Raw genomic sequence first — 17,523 nt, forward strand, 5'->3', positions numbered from 1 at the left:
CATGGGCTTTGCCCCCGCGCAGTCCGGTCCCGCGCCGGAGTCGGACCGGACCGCGACGGGCCGCGCGCACTGGCTGCGCGTGGCCCGCGAGACGGCGGACGACCTGGCCACGGACTCGGTGGTCCGGGAGCAAGCGGGCAAGGTCCCGTTCGACGAGGTGTCCCGGCTGCGCGAAGCGGGACTGCTGACGTTGCTGATTCCGGCCGAGCTCGGGGGCGCAGGCGAGGACTGGCCGACGGCCTACGCCGTTGTCCGGGAGATCGCCGCGGCCGACGGCGCCATCGGCCAGCTCCTCGGCTGTCACTACTTCATGTCGTGGAGCGCCCGGTTCTTCACCGAGCCTTCCCTCGCCGCGCAGGTCGGGCGGCAGTCCGCGGCGGAGCAGTGGTGTTGGGGCGGCGGTTTCGCCCGTCAGGAACCACCTCTCGCGCTGAACAGGACCGCCGGTGGTTACCTGCTGGACGGCCGGCAGAGTTACGTCACCGGGGTCCTGGTCGCCGACCGGCTCGTCGTACGGGCCGTGCGGACCGACACCGGCGAACCGCTCGCCGTGGTCGTCGATCCCGCCCGGCACGGCGTGGTGATCGACGGCGACGCCGACCCCTTCGGCCAGCGGCTCGCGGCCGGCGGCAGCGTGGAGTTCGACGGCGTACCGGTCAGCACCGACGACGTACTCGGCTCCCTGTCCGCGGACGAGGACGCCCTGTCGCCCGTGTCCTCCCTGGCGTCACCGGTCGGGCGACTCGTGTCCGTCCAGCTCCGTCTCGGCATGGCCGAGGGAGTGCTCGCCGAAGCCCGTGAGTACAGCCGGGCGGGCCACTCTCCCTGGGACCCGGCGTGGCCGGCCGGCTCTCCGCAGGACCCGCAGGTGCTGGCCATCTACGGGGAACTCACCGTCCTCACCCGCTCCGCTTCCGCGCTCACCGATCAAGCTCTGGACGCCTTGCAGGGCGGGCTGGCGCGCGGTGAAGATCTTACGTACGACGAGTACGCGGAGGTATCGGTCCTCGTGGCGATGGCCGAAGCCGCCGCCTCCAGGGCCGTGCAGGATTGCACCGCTCGCGCACTGGACGTCATCGGCGTCCGCTCCACGTCTTCGCGGCTGGGCTTCGACCGCTTCTGGCGCAACGCCAGGACCCACACCTTGTACGAGCCCGTGGCCGACCGGCTTCGCGATGTCGGGGACTACTTCCTCAACGGTGCGCACCCCCCGTTCGTCCTGCCCGCCTGACCTCGCAAGACCCTGCCTTGATCTCCGGCGACCTGAACCCCTCGGCTGCCGGACGAGAACGGGTGCCCGGCATCCCGCCCGCAGCGGACGCCGACCGAATTCGTACGGGATAATGAACGCATGCGGATCTCAGCCAGGGCGGACTACGCGGTACGTGCCGCACTGCAGCTCGCCGCGTCACGCGATGACGGGCCACTGAAGGCGGAGGCCATCGCCGACGCCCAGGACATCCCGCACAAATTCCTCGAAGGCATCCTGAACGACATGCGCCGGGGCGGACTCGTCCTCAGTCAGCGCGGCGGCAACGGCGGCTACCGGCTGGCCAAGTCTCCCGAGTCCATCAGCATCGCCGACGTCATTCGCGTCGTGGACGGACCGCTGGTCTCGGTCCGCGGGGTCCGCCCTCCCGATCTGTCCTACACCGGACCCGCCCAGTCGCTGCTTCCGCTGTGGATCGCGCTGCGCTCCAACGTGCGCGAGATCCTCGAAGGCGTGTCCCTCGCCGACGTCGCGTCGGCCGAGCTGCCCGCCGGGGTGTCCGCGCTGACCGACTCCCCCGGCGCCTGGACAAACCCCTGACCGCAAGGCCGATCCCAGCCTGATCCCGCAATGTGAGATCAGGCTGTCCATCATATGAACACCCTCTTGGGGTGAAGGCCACCTTCTGTCACGATCCCCATCAACCAGGTGGGAAAACTAGGGAACTGCGGGGTGGCCATGAGAACGCTCAACCGCACAGACCGGTTGCTGCCCCTTCTGACCTCGCGTCGCCACATCGACCTCGGCCGTACGTCAAGCGCCATCTGTCGCCCTGTCTGACGCCGTCCGCGGAACCCGGTGGCTCACGCAGAACACCGCTGCGCTCCCTGCCTCCCCGCCCCTGTCGGTGGCCCGGACGTTCTTCGACACTCCTCGGCCGACTGCGTCACCCGCACATCCCGCTGACCGCATGCCTTCGGGCATGGCGTGGCTGTGTCGGCGACGCAGCGACCACTCCGGCGACACCCGCCACGTTCCGCTCCTCAGCCCGCGACGGCATTCCTGCCACCGAGGGCCGGTAGTGGAGTGCTGGTGCGCTACGCGCCAATGGGCTTTGCGCCTCGCGTTTCCGAACTCCCGACAACCCATTCCTGAGAGGACACCTCCGTGTCTGCCGCACGACCGCTCACCACCCTGCGCACCATCGCCGCCATAGCCGCGCTTCCCCTGCTCGCTCTCACTGCCTGCGGTTACGGGTCCGAGTCGAAGGACAACGACACGTCGAAGGTGGCGGCCGAGGGCAAGAAGCTCTCCGCGGACACCGTGCGGATCGGCTACTTCCCGAACCTGACGCACGCCACCGCCCTGGTCGGCGACCAGGAAGGCCTGCTGCAGAAGGAACTCGGCGGCACGAAGGCCACCTACTCCCAGTTCAACGCAGGCCCCGCGGAGATCGAGGCACTCAACTCGGGTTCGATCGACATCGGCTGGATCGGCCCCTCGCCCGCGATCAACGGCTACAGCACCACGGACGGCAAGGGCCTGCGGATCATCGGCGGTTCCGCGTCCGGCGGTGTGAAGCTCGTCGTCAACCCGGACAAGGTCAAGTCCCTCAAGGACGTCAAGGGCAAGAAGATCGCGACCCCGCAGCTGGGCAACACCCAGGACGTGGCGTTCCTGAACTGGATCGCCGAGCAGGGCTGGAAGGTCGACGCGCAGAGCGGCAAGGGTGATGTGTCGGTGGTGCGCACCGACAACAAGATCACCCCGGATGCCTACAAGGCCGGTTCCATCGACGGCGCGTGGGTGCCCGAGCCGACCGCGTCCAAGCTGGTCGCCGAGGGCGGCAAGGTGCTCCTGGACGAGGCCGACCTGTGGCCCGACAAGAAGTTCGTGATCACCAACATCATCGTCTCCCAGACCTTCCTGAAGGAGCACCCGGATGTGGTGCAGGCGGTGCTGCGCGGTTCGGTGAAGACCAACACGTGGATCAACGCCAACCCCGACAAGGCGAAGGCGGCTGCCAACACCAAGCTCCAGGAGCTGTCCGGCAAGCCGCTGCCGGCCGACGTTTTGGACCCGGCGTGGAAGTCGATCCAGTTCACCGATGACCCGCTGGCCTCGACCCTGAACACCGAGGCCGAGCACGCGGTCAAGGCGGGTCTGCTCAAGAAGCCGAAGCTGGACGGCATCTACGACCTGGCGCCGTTGAACAAGGTCCTCACCGCCGAGGGCAAGAGCACGGTCGACGACGCCGGACTCGGCGTCAAGTAACCCCCCGCACAAGCCCGGACAGTCCCGTTTCATCCGCATGAGTTCCCAGGAGGTGACGACCATGGCAACCGCCCTCGCCAAGGCCGCCGACGCCACTACGTCGGTGGAGTACGCCGCGCGGATCGAGCACGTCTCGAAGTCCTTCACCACCCCCGCCGGCCGCCAGCTCGTCCTGGACGACATCACCCTCGATGTCGCCCCCGGCGAGTTCGTCACCCTCCTGGGAGCCTCCGGCTGCGGCAAGTCCACCCTGCTCAACCTCGTCGCCGGCCTCGACCAGCCATCGGCGGGCGGCATCAGCACCGATGGCCGCCCCGCGCTGATGTTCCAGGAACACGCCCTGTTCCCCTGGCTGACCGCGGGCAAGAACATCGAACTCGCCCTGAAACTACGGGGCGTGGCGAAGGCGGAGCGGCGCACCAAGGCGGAGGAACTGCTGGCCCTGGTCCGGCTGGAGGGCGCCTACGGCAAGCGGGTGCACGAACTGTCCGGCGGGATGCGCCAGCGCGTCGCACTGGCCCGCGCGCTCGCCCAGGACAGCAAACTCCTCCTGATGGACGAGCCGTTCGCCGCCCTGGACGCCATCACCCGGGACGTGCTGCACGACGAACTGACCCGCATCTGGCGCGAGACCAGCGTGTCGGTGCTGTTCGTCACCCATAACGTCCGCGAGGCCGTACGCCTCGCCGAGCGCGTGGTGCTGCTGTCCTCCCGCCCGGGGCGGATCGCCCACGAGTGGACGGTCGACATCCCGCAGCCACGCCGTATCGAGGACTCCGCCGTCGCGGAACTGTCCGTCGAGATCACCGAACAACTGCGTGGGGAGATCCGCCGCCATGGCCAGCACTGACCCCGGGGTCGACATCAAGAAGGACGACTCCCCGGCGGCCGGGGAGTCCCAGGACCCGCACGATCTGGCGGGACTGGAAGCGGGCCTTGACGCGCTGGATTCGGTGCGGGTCGACCGTACGCCGTTGCGCGAGACGCTGACGGGCAAGGTGCTGCCGCCCGATCGTCGCCGTGGCGCTGGTACTGGTGGTCTGGCAGGTCCTGGTCTGGGCGAAGGTCACCGACAGCTACAAACTGCCCGCGCCGTCCGCGGTCTGGGACGAGGTCAGCGAGGCCTGGCGGCAAGGCACATTCCTTGAGTACATCTGGACCAGCGTCTCGCGCGGTCTGCTCGGGTTCCTCATGGCCCTGGTGATCGGCACGCCGCTGGGTCTGCTGGTCGCCCGGGTGAAGTTCGTCCGCGCGGCGATCGGCCCGATCCTGTCCGGCCTCCAGTCGCTGCCGTCGGTGGCGTGGGTGCCGCCGGCCGTCCTGTGGCTCGGGCTGAACGACTCGATGATGTACGCGGTGATCCTGCTCGGCGCGGTCCCCTCGATCGCCAACGGACTGGTCTCCGGCGTCGACCAGGTACCCCCGCTCTACCTGCGGGCCGGCCGCACCCTGGGCGCCACGGGACTGCGCGGCACCTGGCACATCGTGATCCCGGCCGCACTGCCCGGCTACCTCGCCGGCCTCAAGCAGGGCTGGGCCTTCTCCTGGCGCTCCCTGATGGCCGCCGAGATCATCGCCTCCTCACCCGACCTCGGCATCGGCCTCGGCCAACTCCTTGAGAACGGCCGCACCGCCAACAGCATGTCCATGGTCTTCCTCGCCATCCTCCTCATCCTGATCGTCGGAATCGCCATCGACCTGCTCATCTTCAGTCCACTGGAGCGGCGGGTACTGCGCAGCCGGGGCCTGCTGGTCACCCACTGAGCCGACCGGATCGTGACCGGTGGTCAGCCGGTCCAGGGCTGCCACCGGTCTTCCTGTGCGCGGTGGATACTGCTGAGCCACACCAACGCCCCACCGATCAGGCCGGGCTTGTCCCGCGTGGCCAGGGCCGGGGCTTCGAGCATGTCGGCGGCCTCTTCCAAGTAGGTGACCAGCGTGTCGAGTTCTTCGCCGGGGGCTTCGTTGTAGCGGGACCAGCGGCCCAGGTAGCCGGTCTCGGCGTCCAGGTACAGCCCCGAGGTGCCGTCGGCCGGGCCCAAGGCGACAACCGGAATCCAGGTTTCCTTCCACACGGTGATCCGCTCGTCCTCGGGTCGGTCGGTGTTGAAGGTGTCCTCGTGCGCCTGGGAGTCCGTCTTCAGCCGGTAGGTGGCGGCCACGGCGTCCAGGGTCATCAGAGCCCAATTGCCCGGAAGGCATCCCCCGCCATTGACCCCGTTGTCACCCGCCGTCAGCAGCCACAGGACGTGCAGCTCGACGGGTATCCGGATGCCGAGGTCACCCTCCAGGGCGGCGATGGAGGCGGGGCCTGCACCGGCACGGAGCGCGGCGTAGGAATCGGGTGCGTTGCGCTGGAGCCAGCCGGTGATGCGCTGCCAGGCGTCGGCGACCTCCCGGACGGTGACCACGTCGGTGGCCAGGTCGGCGGGCCCCTCGACCTGCTGCTCCCGGTCCCGGGCGTCCGCAACGGGCTCGGCGGACTCGGCAAAGGAGATCGGGGTCACGTACCGAATCTCGATCCGGTCGGGCTCACGGATGTAGCCGACGGCCAGGGCGGGGCAGTCCTCGAACAGGTCGCCGTCGACCATCACGGTGAGGATGCCAGGCAGATTCGAGGGCCGACCCATGTCCGGGTCGTCGGCCAACTGACCGGCCAGGACCTTCAGGGCGTAGGGGACACCGGCCCCGAACTGGGCGGCGGTGTCGCGTACGAACGGGGGTAACTCGACGTCCACAGCCTGGCGTCCCTTGCTGGTCGGATGGAAGGCGGGGCCCGCAGTCGAAACGGATTCGGCGCCACACCTCAGTGGGTGTCACGCACTCTCGAGGTCCGCCACAAGGATCGGATGGTCGGCGCCGGCGCCCTCGTTGATGACCAGGTCCATCAGGTGGGGGAAGCGTTGGTCGAGGTCGTCCTTGCGCAGGGCGTTGACGCGGAGTGTGCCGACGTCGTGCTGCTGGATGAGGCCGGCCTCGCGCAGGATGCGGAGGTGGCGGGTGAGGGCCGACTTCCCGACGGCCGGGTAGAAGCCCTTGCAAGCCAGGCCGGGCTTGGAGGCGAGCGTGACGACGATGGCCAGCCGGGTGGGGTCGGCCAGCGCACTCATGATCTTGAAGAGGTCGAACTCTTCCAAGTCGGGGTGGGTGAGCGGGGAAGACGTGCGGCTGGCCATGCGGCAAGGGTACCGGGTCACCCGCCACCATGTTCGCAAGAATGTGTACATGGGCTACGGTGAAGCGGCGGGGAGTGATCCATACCCCCGCTCCCCCACGTATTGGAGACACCCATGCCCTCGGCCTCTTCCCCGGTCGCGCCCGGATCCTCCATCGGCGTGGGGATCATCGGCCTCAGCGCCTCCGGCGGCTGGGCAGCCGCCTCCCATCTGCCCGCGCTGCGCGCCCTGGAGGGGTTCGACATACGCGCACTGAGCACGTCCAACCCCGGCTCCGCCCACAGGGCGGGCGAGCAGTACGGGGTGCCCCTTGCCTTCGGCAGTGCCAAGGAGCTGGCCGAGAGCCCGGACGTCGACCTCGTCGTGGTCAGCGTCAAGGCTCCCGACCACTACGCGAACGTAATGGCCGCGCTGAACGCCGGAAAGATGGTGCTCAGCGAATGGCCACTGGGCAAGAACGCGGCCGAGACAAGGGAGTTGGCGGAGACCGCTGAGGCCAAGGGCGTCCGCACCTTCGTCGGTCTTCAGGCCCGGACCGCGCCGCACGTCCAGTACCTTCGCGACCTCATCGCGGACGGCTACGTGGGTGACGTACTGTCCACGACCCTGGTCGGATCGGGACACGCATACGGCGACACCGTGGACCAGAGCAACATCTACCTGCTCGACCCCGCGAACGGCGCGACGCTGCTGACCATCCCCTTCGGCCACACCGTCGACGCGCTGACCATGGTGCTCGGGGAGTTCGCCGACCTCGACGCGAGGGCCGTCACCCGCCGCACCACCGTCCGCGTCGCGCAGACCGGCAAGGAAGTGGCGATGCGCACGGCCGACCAGATCGCCGTCCAGGGTGTCCTGGAGTCCGGCGCTGTCGTCTCCGCCCACTACCGCGGCGGGCTGAGCCGGGGCACGAACTTCCTGTGGGAGATCAACGGCACCGAGGGCGACATCCAGATCACCGGACCCAACGGTCATCTCCAGGTCGGACCGATCACCCTCCACGGCGCCCGCGGCGAGAGCGGCGAACTGGCCGAACTGCCCCTGCCCGCCGCCTACGAACTGCCCGCCCTCGCCGACGCCCGGACCAGCCCGGCCTACACCGTCGGCCACGCCTACGCCGGCATCCGCGAAGACCTGAGCCAAGGCACCCACCGAATCGCCGACTTCACCCACGCCCACCAGCGCCAGCAGCTCTTCGACCGCATCGAGACCGCGGCCAAGCGCGACTGATACGGGCGGCGCGGGTGAGGCCCACAGCCGGGATCGGGACCGTCGGCCCGGCGACGCCCCTCCCCTGTCTCCGCCCCTCCCTGACAGCACTACCCCGTCCCGGAAATTCTTCTTACCCATTTTTCATAGGGTGCCTATGTAAAAGCGCGATACTTGGTAACCGTGGATCAGTCGCATTCGGAGGACAGCCTCCAGGAAACCGCGCGGGCGCTCACCGACCTCGCTTCTGTCGTGGTCAGGGCCGTGACGGACAGGCGGGGTATGAGCTTCACCGCCGCCTCCGCCCTCGCCCGGCTGGAGCGGGAGGGCCCGGCCCGGCTGACCGCGCTGGCGGCGGCGGAAGGCGTCACGCAGCCGTCGATGACCCAGTTGGTGCAGCGCCTGGAGCGGCAGGCGCTGGCGCTGCGGATCGACGACCCGGAAGACGGCAGGGTCACCCTGGTCGCCATCACGGACACCGGGCGGGAGGTTCTCGCCGAGCGCCGACAAGAGCGTGACACCCGCCTGGCCAACCTGCTGTCCTCCCTCCCCGACGAGGAGCAGCACGCCTTGGCAACAGCGATGCGGACCGCCCTGCCGCTCGTGCGGCGGATGCTGCTCCAGGACGGAACACAGCAGCCTCCCCTTCTCGAACAGCACAGCACCGGGAGCAAGCGATGACCCCCGAGCAGTCCCACGTCCCCGCAACCGCGGACACAGGGCGGGGCAGTCACAAAACGTGGATCGGCGTGGATCATCCCCGCTACAAGTGGGTCGCGCTGACCAACACCACCGTGGGCATGCTGCTGGCCACGATCAACAGCTCGATCGTGCTGATCTCGCTGCCCGGGATCTTCACCGGTATCCGGCTCGATCCGCTGGAACCCGCGAACGTGAGCTACCTGCTGTGGATGCTGATGGGCTACATGCTCGTCACCGCGGTGCTGGTGGTCGCTCTCGGCCGACTCGGGGACATGATGGGCCGGGTCCGCATCTACAACGCCGGCTTCCTGATCTTCACGCTCACCTCGGTGGTGCTGTCCCTCGACCCTTTCCACGGCGGGAGCGGGGCGCTGTGGCTGATCGGCTGGCGGATCGTGCAGGCGGTCGGCGGCTCGATGCTGATGGCCAACTCCGCGGCCATCCTCACCGACGCCTTTCCCGCCCGTCAGCGCGGCATGGCCCTGGGCGTCAACATGGTGGCGGGCATCGCCGGGTCGTTCATCGGCCTGGTGCTGGGCGGCGCCCTCGTCACGTGGAACTGGCGCTCGGTCTTCTGGGTCAACGTGCCCATCGGCCTGATCGGCACGGTGTGGGCGTACAAGTCGTTGCACGAGACGGGCGTGCGCAGGCCGGGGCGGATGGACTGGTGGGGCAACATCACCTTCGCCGTCGGACTGAGTGCCCTGCTCGCCGGTATCACCTACGGCATCCAGCCCTACGGGGGCCACACCATGGGCTGGACCAACCCGTGGGTGCTGGCCGGGCTGATCGGCGGTGTCGCCATGCTCGCGGTCTTCTGCGTGGTCGAGATGAAGGTCACCGAGCCGATGTTCCCGCTGCGCCTGTTCCGCAACGCGGCGTTCGCGGGCGGCAACGCGGCCACTCTGCTGGGGTCGATCGCGCGCGGTGGCCTGCAGTTCATGCTCATCATCTGGCTGCAGGGCATCTGGCTCCCCCTGCACGGCTACGACTACGCCGACACCCCACTGTGGGCCGGCATCTACATGCTGCCGCTGACTGCCGGTTTCCTGATAGCCGGGCCGATCTCCGGAGCGCTGTCCGACCGGTTCGGTGCGCGGCTGTTCGCAGCATCCGGATTCGCGGTGATGGCGGCGTCGTTCGCGGGACTGCTCATGCTGCCCAGCGACTTCCCGTACGGGATCTTCGCAGCGCTGATCTTCCTCAACGGGGTCGGCGGTGGCCTCTTCGCGGCGCCGAACACCTCGATCGTCATGTCGAACGTCCCGGCCGATGCCCGCGGTGCCGCCTCCGGCATGCGCGCCACGTTCCAGAACGCCGGCATGGTGCTGTCCATGGGCGTGTTCTTCTCGCTCATGGTGGCCGGCCTCTCCAGCACACTGCCGCACACCCTGAGTTCGGGCCTCACCGCCCAGGGCGTCCCGGCACACGCCGCCCACACCGTCGCCGAACTGCCCCCGGTGGGCGTCCTGTTCGCGGCCTTCCTCGGATACAACCCGATCCAGCACCTGCTCGGCCCGGACGTCCTGACCCACCTCTCGCCGACTGCCTCGGCGCACCTCACGGGGCGTGAGTTCTTCCCCCACCTGATCTCGCAGCCGTTCCACGACGGTCTGGTCATCGTCTTCTCCCTCGCCATCGCCATGTCCCTGGCCGCCGCGGCCGCCTCACTGATCCGTGGCCGCACCAAGCCGTCGCCCACCTCACCGACACCCGTGACGCCTGCTGCCATGGCGCCCGCGCAGGCAGCCACTGAGGTCGGTTCGGCCACGCCCCCCGCCCTTGAACTGCGCGGCAGGGTACGGGACAGCTCCGGCGAGCCGCTGGTCCACGCCACGCTCACACTCGTCGACCGCTACGGCCATCAGAAGGCCATCGCCAGATCGGGTCAGGACGGGGCGTACGAGCTGGCGTCAGCGGAACCCGGTTCGCACATGCTGGTCGTGTCGGCCAAGGGGCACGAGCCCCGCGCCGTGCAGGTCACCACGGGAGCTGAACCGGTCCTCTCCGACCTCGCCCTGACGGCGATCTGCGGTGTGCACGGCACCGTGCGCCACGCACACACCGATCGTCCCGTCCCCCACGCCCACATCACCCTGCTGAACGCCCATGGCGATGTCGTGACCACGTCCACAACCAGCGAGAACGGCACGTACACCCTGAAGGGCCTGACTCCCGGCCCCTACACCGTCGTCGCCTCCGGCTGCCCTCCCGTCTCCGCCGACATCACGCTCGGCAACGGAGAAGCCCGCCAAGTGGATCTCCGGACCAGCGACGCCCCCGACTGACGGATCACGGGCCGCGTCTGTGCGCCGCTACGACGGTATCGAGGCCCGCCTCGCGGCAGCGCCGGACATCGCGGTGCCCACCATCACTCGCGACGGGGAGCTGGACCCCTTCACCCGATTCCGACCTCGTCCGTAGGTGGGTGGACGGCGCGTCACCACCGCGCTGTTCGTAGCGTTCCGTGCTGCGCGGAGGCGCGGCGTCAGTTGCCGCCGCGCAGGGCTGATGTGGTCTTCCCGGTGCGTTCGCGAAGGAGTACTCGCAGAGTGTTCGGGTGTTCGTAGCCGACTTTCCTGGAGATGGTCTCCAGGGACAGGTCAGTGGTGCGCAGCAGGTGGGAGGCCCGCTCGATTCTCAGGTCCTGGACGAATCGGATGGGGGACGTTCCGATCGTGCGCTGTACGGCACGCTGCAGCGTGCGCTCGCTGACGCCGATGTCACCGGCTGCTTCGGGGATTCTGATGGGTTCGGCAAGATGCTCGCGGATCCACAGTTCGAAGGCCGCGACCGTGGGATCGCTCTGGGCCAGGGCACCGGGAATGGTGTACGCGGCCTGCGAGGGGCGTTCGTCGACCACGAGGTAGCGGGCGACCAGGTCGGCGAGCGCGGGGCTGCTCGCCCGGATGATCGCCAGTGCGAGGTCCACGTGACCGAAGGCCGCCCCGGCGGTGATGACGCCGTCCGAGGTGATGAGCATCTGACTGTGATCCAGCTCGACCTTGGGATACCTGTTCCGGAACACCGGCGACAGCCACCAGGTCGTCGTGGCGCGCAGGCCGTCCAGTACTCCCGCCTCGGCCAGCAGGAAGGTACCCGCACACGCCGACGCGACGGTCGTACCGCGGGCGCGGGTGTGTGCGACGAGGTCACGTACGGCAAGGGACGCATCGCCGCCGACATGGTCGAGCAATGCGTCGGGATCGCTCGCCCCGAATGCCGGAACGACCAGGAGGTCCGCCGTGTGTGCCTGCTCAAGCGGCTCGGGTGCCACAAGGAATCCCGCTCCGGTCCGAACCTGCGGAGCGGGGCCGACCAGTGTCACGTTCCAGGTGGGCGGTTCGTCGATCTGCCGGGCCAGCGCGTTGGCGTTGTCCAGCACATCGAGGATGGCTGCGAGCCCCGAGTCGAACACCCCGTCGTAGACGACGACCGCTATCCGCATGGCGGGAACCCTATCAACCGTGTCGCTTCTGCCACTGATGTGATCACCGACCGCCGCCATACGTTCGTTGCACGCCGGGAGCCCGGCGGTCCTCAGGCAAGGAGTGGTCACATGAAGGTCGGTCTGCTGGTACGCATCGAGGCCAAGCCGGAGTTCGCCGACGAGGTGGCGGCGATGCTGCGCGGCGCCCAGGAGTTGGCCGAGCAGGAGGAGGGCACGGTGGCGTGGTTCGCGTTCCGTGAGAACGCCACCACCTTCGGGGTGTTCGACACCTTCGAGGACGAGCAGGGACGCGAGGCGCACCTCGTGGGCCGGATCGCCGCCGCCCTCGGGGAGGCCGCCAAGACCAGGCTCAGCGCACCGCCGGTGATCGCCCCGATCGACCTGCTGGGGGCCAAGGTCTCCTGACCGGCCCGGACACCCGGCAGCCCGGGCATGGACAGCTCCCGCCCCGGCTGCCGGCCAGGGCCTCTGTTCGACGCGGCGACCGTGGCCGCGCCGGCCAGGTGGGCGGGCTCACGCGCGGAGTTCGTCGTCGATCAGGTTGTTCGCCGCCTGCTGCGTGGACGAGTCCGTCGAGCCGTCGCCCGTCGCGTTCAGGACCACCGTGCGGCGGCCGTCCTCGCTGACGCCGTTACGTGTCGTGTAGCCGGGCATGTCACCGCCGTGGCTGTAGTACGCGCCGCCGCAGGACAGCGGGATCTCCATCAGGCCGAGCCCGTACCGAACGCCGGGCCAGGCGGAGTCCAGTTCCGGGGCTCGTGGGCGGACACCAACGAGGCTGCAGCCTTCTCTCTGAAGAAGGCGCCCGACCTGAACACGCCAAGGTGCCCGGCGGTAGTGTCTGCGCTACCCGGAGCTGGGCAGCGTATGGGTTGGAGACGACCCCTGTGCGCACGGGAATCTATGGCCATGACGCGACGCAAGGCAGTAATCATTCCCTCGGTCCTCCTCTCCCTCGGTGCCATGGCGGTCGCCACTCCGGCCATCGGCGATGCCATGGACGACAAGTCATCGACTCCGATTTCGGCGTCCGCCGGCCTCTCCAAGACGTCGGCAACGGGGCAACGCGCGGGCAGCGTGGTCGATGCCATCGAGCGCAGTGCCCACACATTGAGGACCACCCAGCCCGAAGGCAGTCTCCGGGACCTGGACGCGCTGGGCCGTATGGTCAAGGACGCCCAGGTGGTGGGTCTGGGTGAGGCCAGCCACGGATCGCAGGACTTCTTCCGCATGAAGCACCGGGTCTTCCGTTACCTGGTGGAGCAGAAGGGCTTCCGGACCTTCTCCCTGGAACTTGCCTGGAGCAGCGGTCTGCGGCTCAACGACTACGTACTGAACGGCAAAGGCAACCTCAAGGACATAGCGAACGAGGAGTTCCTGGGGGCGTACCGGATCTGGAACAACCAGGACTACATCAACCTCATCGAGTGGATGCGCGACTACAACCGCCAACACCCGAAGGACAAGGTGCAGTTCATGGGCAACGACATGGGCTACGCCGGGCCGGAGCTGTACGAGAAGGTGACCGACCAGGTGGCGCGCGAGCACCCGCAACTGCTGGAGCGCGTCACCGAGTTGTACCGCGGTCTGGCGCCGACCACCGACGCCGGCACCTACAGCGAGGACTACCTGAAGCTGCCTCTGGCCGAGCGCCAGGAGCGGGCGGAGCGGACCGGGAAGGTGTACGAGCTGCTGCACAAGCAGCGCCCCGGCTCCGGCGCCGACCGGCAGGAGCACCTGTGGACCGTGCAGCACGCCAGGGCCATCCACCAGATGGCCAAGGGCTACTCCCTCGACATCACCGACGAGGCCCAGGTCTCGGAGATGATGAGGCTCCGTGACCAGGTGATGTCGGAGAACGTGGCCTGGTGGAACAAGCACACCGGTGACCGGGTCCTGCTGTCCGCGCACAACACGCACGTGGCGTACGACTCCTTCGACGAGCGGTATCCCAAGACTCAAGGGGCGTTCCTGCGAGACGCGTTGGGCAGGAAGTACGTCAGCATCGGCTTCAGCTTCTTCAAGGGCTCCTTCAAGGCGTTCGGCACCGACGACAACGTGATGCGCACCTACCGCGTGGGTGCCGCGAAGCCCGGCTCCAACGAGGAGACCCTGGACAAGGTCCGCCAGGACGACTACATCCTCGACATGCGCACGGTCCCCAACTCCGCGCGCGCCTGGCTGGACAAGTCGCGTGTCACCTGGAACATCGGCGCCGGGTGGCCCGACCCCGTGACGTACAAGATCGCCCTCGGCCAGGCACACGACGTCCTCATCCACCTGAACGAGATCGAGGCCACCGAGTACCTGGGCAAGCCCTGACCCGCAGGGTGTGGCGAGCTGCCGCGCGGGCGTCTTCCGGTCGCCCGCACCGGCCTGCGTCCGTCCCTGCTCAGTCCTCCATGCCGCGGTGCGGAGCAGCTTCTTGTAGTCGAACCCATGGGTTCCTGCCGATTGTCAGCGCAGGTCGAGGCGCATCAGGATGCGGGGATGACCGGCCAGTACCGAGGTGGTGTCGGCGGCATGGATGAACCCGGCGCGCTCGAAGTTGTTGCGGAGCCCCGCGTAGGCCATCGTCATGTCGACCTTGGCGTCACCGTTGTCGAGGGGGTAGGCCTCGATCACCGGTGCGCCCTGGGCGCGGGCGTACTCGACCGCCCCGGCGATGAGAGCGTGCGAGATCCCCTGCTTGCGATGACCGGGGCGTACGCGGATGCACCACAGCGACCAGACCGGGAGGTCGTCGACGTGCGGGATCTTGCGGTTGCGCGCGAAGGAGGTGTCCGCGCGCGGCGCCACCGCGGCCCAGCCGACCGGCTCGTCGCCGTCGTAGGCGAGCACACCTGGTGGGGGCCCCGTACGGCACAGTTCGGCGACGTATTCGCCTCGGGCCGGCCCTCGAAGCTCGTTGTTGAGCTTGGAGGGGATCCGGTAGCTCAGGCACCAGCAGACGTTGGCCCCGGGTGACTTCGGGCCGACCAGGGTGCGGACGTCCTCGAAGACCGTAGCCGGGCGCACTTCGATCGTCATGGCACCACGATGGCACGGCGGGCGCGGTGACGCCGTGCGACGTTCCGGCGGTACGGCCCCGGTCCGGATCCGGTTGCAGGTCCGCCGGGTCCGGTGTCAGGCCCGCCGGACCGAGCGGTCAGCGCGCGTCCGAGTCCTGGTGGGCCGTGTCCCATGCCTCGTGCGAGGCGGCGATGGCCGGGCGATGGGCGATCGACCAGTCGGCGAGGGCCTTCACGAGGTGAGTCAGGCTGTGTCCCATCTCCGTCAACTCGTACTCGACCTGGGGCGGGACCGTGGGAAACACCGTGCGCTTCACCAGACCGTCGCGCTCGAGGCGGCGAACGGTGAGCGTGAGCATGCGCTGCGATATGCCGCCGGGGATGGCGCGCTGGAGCTCCTTGAATCGGCGGATGCCAGAAGCGAGTTCGACCACCACGTAGACGGACCACTTGTCGCCGAGCCGGTCCAGCACATCCCGGACACCGCACTCGTCCTGCGGTGTGTCGCAGACGATCACGGGTTCCGCGACCACCGGGGCGGTCGCCGGGCTGGTTACCGCCGTGTGCCCTGCTGACATGAATGTGCCTCCTTATGCGATCCCGTTCCTCCGCTGAGGATGGAACCACACAGCTCAGGAGGGACTTCCCATGATTCTGGTCACCGGCGCCGCCGGGGCACTCGGACAGCTCGTCGCCCAGCAACTGTCGGTACGCGACGACGTGGTGCTCGGCACCCGCACACCCCGTTCCGCGGGCGAGCGCCGCGTCGACTTCGACGATCCGGCGTCACTCGACTTCTCAGGTGTGGACACGCTGTTGCTGATCTCCGCGGGGTTCGGCGAGGACGACGTGGTCGTCGCCCGTCACGACGCGGCCATCACTGCGGCCGAGAAGGCGGGCGTACGGCACATCGTCTACACCAGCCTGAGCGGCGACGGCGACCACCTCGCCTACGCACTCCCCCATCGCTGGACCGAACGGCGAATCCGGCAGAGCAGCTTGGCGTGGACCGTCCTGCGCAACGGTCTGTACGCCGAGTTCCTGGCCGCCATCGCCGCCCCCGACCCCGCCGGGACCATCACCGCGCCGCTCGGCACGGGGCGTCTGGCCGCCGTCGCCCGCGAGGATCTCGCGGAGGTGGCCGCTCGCGTGGTGAGCGCCCCGGAGCAACACGCGGGCCGCACGTACGAACTTGTCGGCGAGGAAGCCCTCAGCGGTACGGAATTGGCGGCAGCGGCCGGCGGCTCCTACGAGCCCGGCTCACTCGCCCGAGCCCGGGAAACGATTGCTGCGGCCGGAGAGTCGCTGCCCTACCAGGTGCCGATGCTGGTGGGCACGTACTCGGCGATCGCAGCCGGCTTCCTGGACGGCACGGGCATCGAACACAACGCGCTGCGCGGGCTGTTGGAGCGGGAGCCGCGGTCCGCACTGGAGACGTACGCGGCCTCGGTCGGCGAGGCGCACGTGGGGACGTAGACCGATTCGCACCGACACCGTCTCCGCTCAACGGTCACTCCACGCGATGTCGTTGCGGAACCACCGCGCCGATGTCAGACCTCGGCGTCCTCGGTGTAGCGGTCGGCGATGATTTCGGCGACATGATCACTATGAGGTTGGTGGCCACGGAGGGGATGTCGGGCAAGATCGAGGCGTCGACCACTCGGAGGCCGGACACTCCTCGCACACCTCCGCGCAGGACGCCGACAACCAGGGCTCGAGAGGGCGACGTCGGGCTAGCGGTGCGCGAGGCCGTCGATCATCAGGGCCAGGGTGAAGTCGAACCGGTCGTGGCCCTCGCCCGCGGTGAGCTCGGCGGCGTGGCGGGTGGTGTGGGGGAAGGTCTCGGCGGGCAGGGCGGCGAACCGGCGTAGCAGTTCGTCGCGGTCGTGGACCCAGACGGCGTCGTCCTGGGCTGATCGCCGGCGTGCGATCGATACCTCTAGGCAGTAGGCGGCCACGTACAGCAGGAGGGCGTCGATGGCCCAGGCGGCGGTCTGCGGGGCGACTCCGCCGGCGAGCATGATGGCCAGCATTCCTTCGCTGACGCGCACCGTCTCGAGGTCGGTGGGGGCCATGGCGAGCGCGGCGCGGGAGATTCCGGGGTACTTCAGGTACTGCTCGCGGATCTGGGTGCACACGCCGCGGATCTGCTCCCGCCAGGCCGCGGGGTCGGGATCGGGCAGTACGAGCTCGGCGCACAGCCGTCCGATGAGCAGCTCGTCGAGGTCGGCCTTGTTCACCACGTGGGCGTAGAGCGAGGCGGGGCCGGTGTCCAGCACGCCGGCCAGTCGGCGCATGGTCAGTGCCTCGTAGCCCTCTGCGGCGATGACGCCCAGGGCGGTGTCGATGACCTGATCCACGGTGATCGGGGCCTTGCGGCGCCGCGGCCTGGAGCCGGTTTCGGCCTCGGGGTTCGGCGGCTGGTGGCGCGCCGCGCGTCGCTCTCTCGGATTCACGCAGCCATCATAACTTGACGCGAACAGTGTTCGT

At 68.8% G+C, this 17,523-nt stretch carries 19 protein-coding genes and 1 pseudogene; 12 read left to right on the plus strand and 8 right to left on the minus strand.

Annotation, left to right across the window (positions count from 1 at the left end; genetic code table 11):
* The first annotated feature begins 1 nt into the window (after position 1).
* From AOK17_RS00150 to AOK17_RS00170, 6 genes and pseudogenes are all read left to right on the plus strand, one after another.
* Entirely contained in the window at positions 2–1,231 is a 1,230-nt protein-coding gene (locus AOK17_RS00150; protein ID WP_055610150.1) for an acyl-CoA dehydrogenase family protein, read from the plus strand.
* A gap of 120 nt (positions 1,232–1,351) precedes the next feature.
* Positions 1,352–1,810, plus strand: coding sequence for an RrF2 family transcriptional regulator (locus AOK17_RS00155; protein WP_055610151.1), 459 nt, complete (start codon positions 1,352–1,354; stop codon positions 1,808–1,810).
* Positions 1,811–1,948: 138 nt separating this feature from the next.
* Positions 1,949–2,050 (plus strand): putative leader peptide, encoded by a 102-nt coding sequence (locus AOK17_RS53740; RefSeq protein ID WP_327394225.1) that lies wholly within the window; start codon positions 1,949–1,951, stop codon positions 2,048–2,050.
* A 327-nt stretch (positions 2,051–2,377) separates the two neighbouring features.
* The gene (locus tag AOK17_RS00160; RefSeq protein ID WP_055610152.1) at positions 2,378–3,484 is read left to right on the plus strand and encodes an aliphatic sulfonate ABC transporter substrate-binding protein; all 1,107 of its coding nucleotides are present in this window, start codon (positions 2,378–2,380) and stop codon (positions 3,482–3,484) included.
* A gap of 61 nt (positions 3,485–3,545) precedes the next feature.
* Positions 3,546–4,334: an ABC transporter ATP-binding protein gene (locus AOK17_RS00165; RefSeq protein ID WP_055610153.1), complete on the plus strand. Its 789-nt coding sequence runs from the start codon at positions 3,546–3,548 to the stop codon at positions 4,332–4,334.
* A pseudogene (locus AOK17_RS00170) lies at positions 4,321–5,248 on the plus strand (ABC transporter permease). The gene AOK17_RS00165 and the pseudogene AOK17_RS00170 overlap by 14 nt, the downstream one beginning before the upstream one ends.
* A gap of 23 nt (positions 5,249–5,271) precedes the next feature.
* On the opposite strand, the gene AOK17_RS00175 reads toward AOK17_RS00170, so the two are convergent.
* Together AOK17_RS00175 and AOK17_RS00180 are read right to left on the minus strand one after the other, a co-directional pair.
* Complete coding sequence (locus AOK17_RS00175; RefSeq protein WP_055610154.1) at positions 5,272–6,222, minus strand: SMI1/KNR4 family protein; 951 nt, start codon at positions 6,220–6,222, stop codon at positions 5,272–5,274.
* A gap of 78 nt (positions 6,223–6,300) precedes the next feature.
* Entirely contained in the window at positions 6,301–6,660 is a 360-nt protein-coding gene (locus tag AOK17_RS00180) for an ArsR/SmtB family transcription factor (protein ID WP_055610155.1), read from the minus strand.
* A gap of 114 nt (positions 6,661–6,774) precedes the next feature.
* Between AOK17_RS00180 and AOK17_RS00185 the strand changes: the two genes are divergently transcribed.
* The 3 genes from AOK17_RS00185 to AOK17_RS00195 all read left to right on the plus strand — a co-directional run bounded on the left by AOK17_RS00185 (position 6,775) and on the right by AOK17_RS00195 (position 10,859).
* Positions 6,775–7,890 carry a Gfo/Idh/MocA family protein gene (locus tag AOK17_RS00185; protein ID WP_055610156.1) on the plus strand — a complete coding sequence of 372 codons (1,116 nt, stop codon included), beginning with the start codon at positions 6,775–6,777 and terminating at the stop codon, positions 7,888–7,890.
* A 162-nt stretch (positions 7,891–8,052) separates the two neighbouring features.
* Entirely contained in the window at positions 8,053–8,550 is a 498-nt protein-coding gene (locus AOK17_RS00190; RefSeq protein ID WP_055610157.1) for a MarR family winged helix-turn-helix transcriptional regulator, read from the plus strand.
* A gap of 119 nt (positions 8,551–8,669) precedes the next feature.
* A complete protein-coding gene (locus tag AOK17_RS00195; protein ID WP_342671460.1) occupies positions 8,670–10,859 on the plus strand; it encodes an MFS transporter in 2,190 nt (729 codons plus the stop codon).
* A gap of 200 nt (positions 10,860–11,059) precedes the next feature.
* Here the strand turns inward: AOK17_RS00195 and AOK17_RS00200 are convergent, their stop codons facing one another.
* Positions 11,060–12,019, minus strand: a complete 960-nt coding sequence (locus AOK17_RS00200; protein ID WP_055610158.1) for a GlxA family transcriptional regulator — start codon at positions 12,017–12,019, stop codon at positions 11,060–11,062.
* A gap of 111 nt (positions 12,020–12,130) precedes the next feature.
* On the opposite strand from AOK17_RS00200, the gene AOK17_RS00205 reads away from it, so the two are divergent.
* Positions 12,131–12,427, plus strand: a complete 297-nt coding sequence (locus AOK17_RS00205) for a putative quinol monooxygenase (protein ID WP_055610159.1) — start codon at positions 12,131–12,133, stop codon at positions 12,425–12,427.
* Between the two features lie 108 nt (positions 12,428–12,535).
* Here the strand turns inward: AOK17_RS00205 and AOK17_RS00210 are convergent, their stop codons facing one another.
* On the minus strand, positions 12,536–12,727 hold the full coding sequence (locus tag AOK17_RS00210) for a hypothetical protein (RefSeq protein WP_055610160.1): 192 nt from the start codon (positions 12,725–12,727) through the stop codon (positions 12,536–12,538).
* A gap of 204 nt (positions 12,728–12,931) precedes the next feature.
* On the opposite strand from AOK17_RS00210, the gene AOK17_RS00215 reads away from it, so the two are divergent.
* The gene (locus AOK17_RS00215) at positions 12,932–14,344 is read left to right on the plus strand and encodes an erythromycin esterase family protein (RefSeq protein ID WP_055610161.1); all 1,413 of its coding nucleotides are present in this window, start codon (positions 12,932–12,934) and stop codon (positions 14,342–14,344) included.
* Positions 14,345–14,479: 135 nt separating this feature from the next.
* On the opposite strand, the gene AOK17_RS00220 is transcribed toward AOK17_RS00215, so the two are convergent.
* Both AOK17_RS00220 and AOK17_RS00225 read right to left on the minus strand, forming a co-directional pair.
* Positions 14,480–15,052: a GNAT family N-acetyltransferase gene (locus AOK17_RS00220; protein WP_055610162.1), complete on the minus strand. Its 573-nt coding sequence runs from the start codon at positions 15,050–15,052 to the stop codon at positions 14,480–14,482.
* A gap of 118 nt (positions 15,053–15,170) precedes the next feature.
* The gene (locus AOK17_RS00225) at positions 15,171–15,611 is read right to left on the minus strand and encodes a winged helix-turn-helix transcriptional regulator (RefSeq protein ID WP_055610163.1); all 441 of its coding nucleotides are present in this window, start codon (positions 15,609–15,611) and stop codon (positions 15,171–15,173) included.
* Between the two features lie 70 nt (positions 15,612–15,681).
* On the opposite strand from AOK17_RS00225, the gene AOK17_RS00230 reads away from it, so the two are divergent.
* Positions 15,682–16,509: an NAD(P)H-binding protein gene (locus AOK17_RS00230; protein ID WP_055610164.1), complete on the plus strand. Its 828-nt coding sequence runs from the start codon at positions 15,682–15,684 to the stop codon at positions 16,507–16,509.
* Between the two features lie 34 nt (positions 16,510–16,543).
* On the opposite strand, the gene AOK17_RS47915 is transcribed toward AOK17_RS00230, so the two are convergent.
* Entirely contained in the window at positions 16,544–16,717 is a 174-nt protein-coding gene (locus tag AOK17_RS47915; protein ID WP_281198568.1) for a GMC oxidoreductase, read from the minus strand.
* A 49-nt stretch (positions 16,718–16,766) separates the two neighbouring features.
* Positions 16,767–17,489, minus strand: a complete 723-nt coding sequence (locus tag AOK17_RS00235) for a TetR/AcrR family transcriptional regulator (protein ID WP_055610165.1) — start codon at positions 17,487–17,489, stop codon at positions 16,767–16,769.
* Between the last annotated feature and the right edge of the window lie 34 nt (positions 17,490–17,523).

The organism is Streptomyces phaeochromogenes (assembly GCF_001418655.1).
Lineage (GTDB): Bacteria > Actinomycetota > Actinomycetes > Streptomycetales > Streptomycetaceae > Streptomyces > Streptomyces phaeochromogenes.

Coding starts and splice junctions, on each gene's coding strand:
- AOK17_RS53740 (WP_327394225.1), top strand. CDS start 1,949: ATGAGAACGCTCAACCGCACAGACCGGTTGCTGCCCCTTCTGACCTCG.
- AOK17_RS00180 (WP_055610155.1), bottom strand. CDS start 6,660: ATGGCCAGCCGCACGTCTTCCCCGCTCACCCACCCCGACTTGGAAGAG.
- AOK17_RS00165 (WP_055610153.1), top strand. CDS start 3,546: ATGGCAACCGCCCTCGCCAAGGCCGCCGACGCCACTACGTCGGTGGAG.
- AOK17_RS00195 (WP_342671460.1), top strand. CDS start 8,670: ATGCTGCTGGCCACGATCAACAGCTCGATCGTGCTGATCTCGCTGCCC.
- AOK17_RS00205 (WP_055610159.1), top strand. CDS start 12,131: ATGAAGGTCGGTCTGCTGGTACGCATCGAGGCCAAGCCGGAGTTCGCC.
- AOK17_RS00185 (WP_055610156.1), top strand. CDS start 6,775: ATGCCCTCGGCCTCTTCCCCGGTCGCGCCCGGATCCTCCATCGGCGTG.
- AOK17_RS00215 (WP_055610161.1), top strand. CDS start 12,932: ATGACGCGACGCAAGGCAGTAATCATTCCCTCGGTCCTCCTCTCCCTC.
- AOK17_RS00220 (WP_055610162.1), bottom strand. CDS start 15,052: ATGACGATCGAAGTGCGCCCGGCTACGGTCTTCGAGGACGTCCGCACC.
- AOK17_RS00225 (WP_055610163.1), bottom strand. CDS start 15,611: ATGTCAGCAGGGCACACGGCGGTAACCAGCCCGGCGACCGCCCCGGTG.
- AOK17_RS00150 (WP_055610150.1), top strand. CDS start 2: ATGGGCTTTGCCCCCGCGCAGTCCGGTCCCGCGCCGGAGTCGGACCGG.
- AOK17_RS00230 (WP_055610164.1), top strand. CDS start 15,682: ATGATTCTGGTCACCGGCGCCGCCGGGGCACTCGGACAGCTCGTCGCC.
- AOK17_RS00200 (WP_055610158.1), bottom strand. CDS start 12,019: ATGCGGATAGCGGTCGTCGTCTACGACGGGGTGTTCGACTCGGGGCTC.
- AOK17_RS00210 (WP_055610160.1), bottom strand. CDS start 12,727: ATGGAGATCCCGCTGTCCTGCGGCGGCGCGTACTACAGCCACGGCGGT.
- AOK17_RS00155 (WP_055610151.1), top strand. CDS start 1,352: ATGCGGATCTCAGCCAGGGCGGACTACGCGGTACGTGCCGCACTGCAG.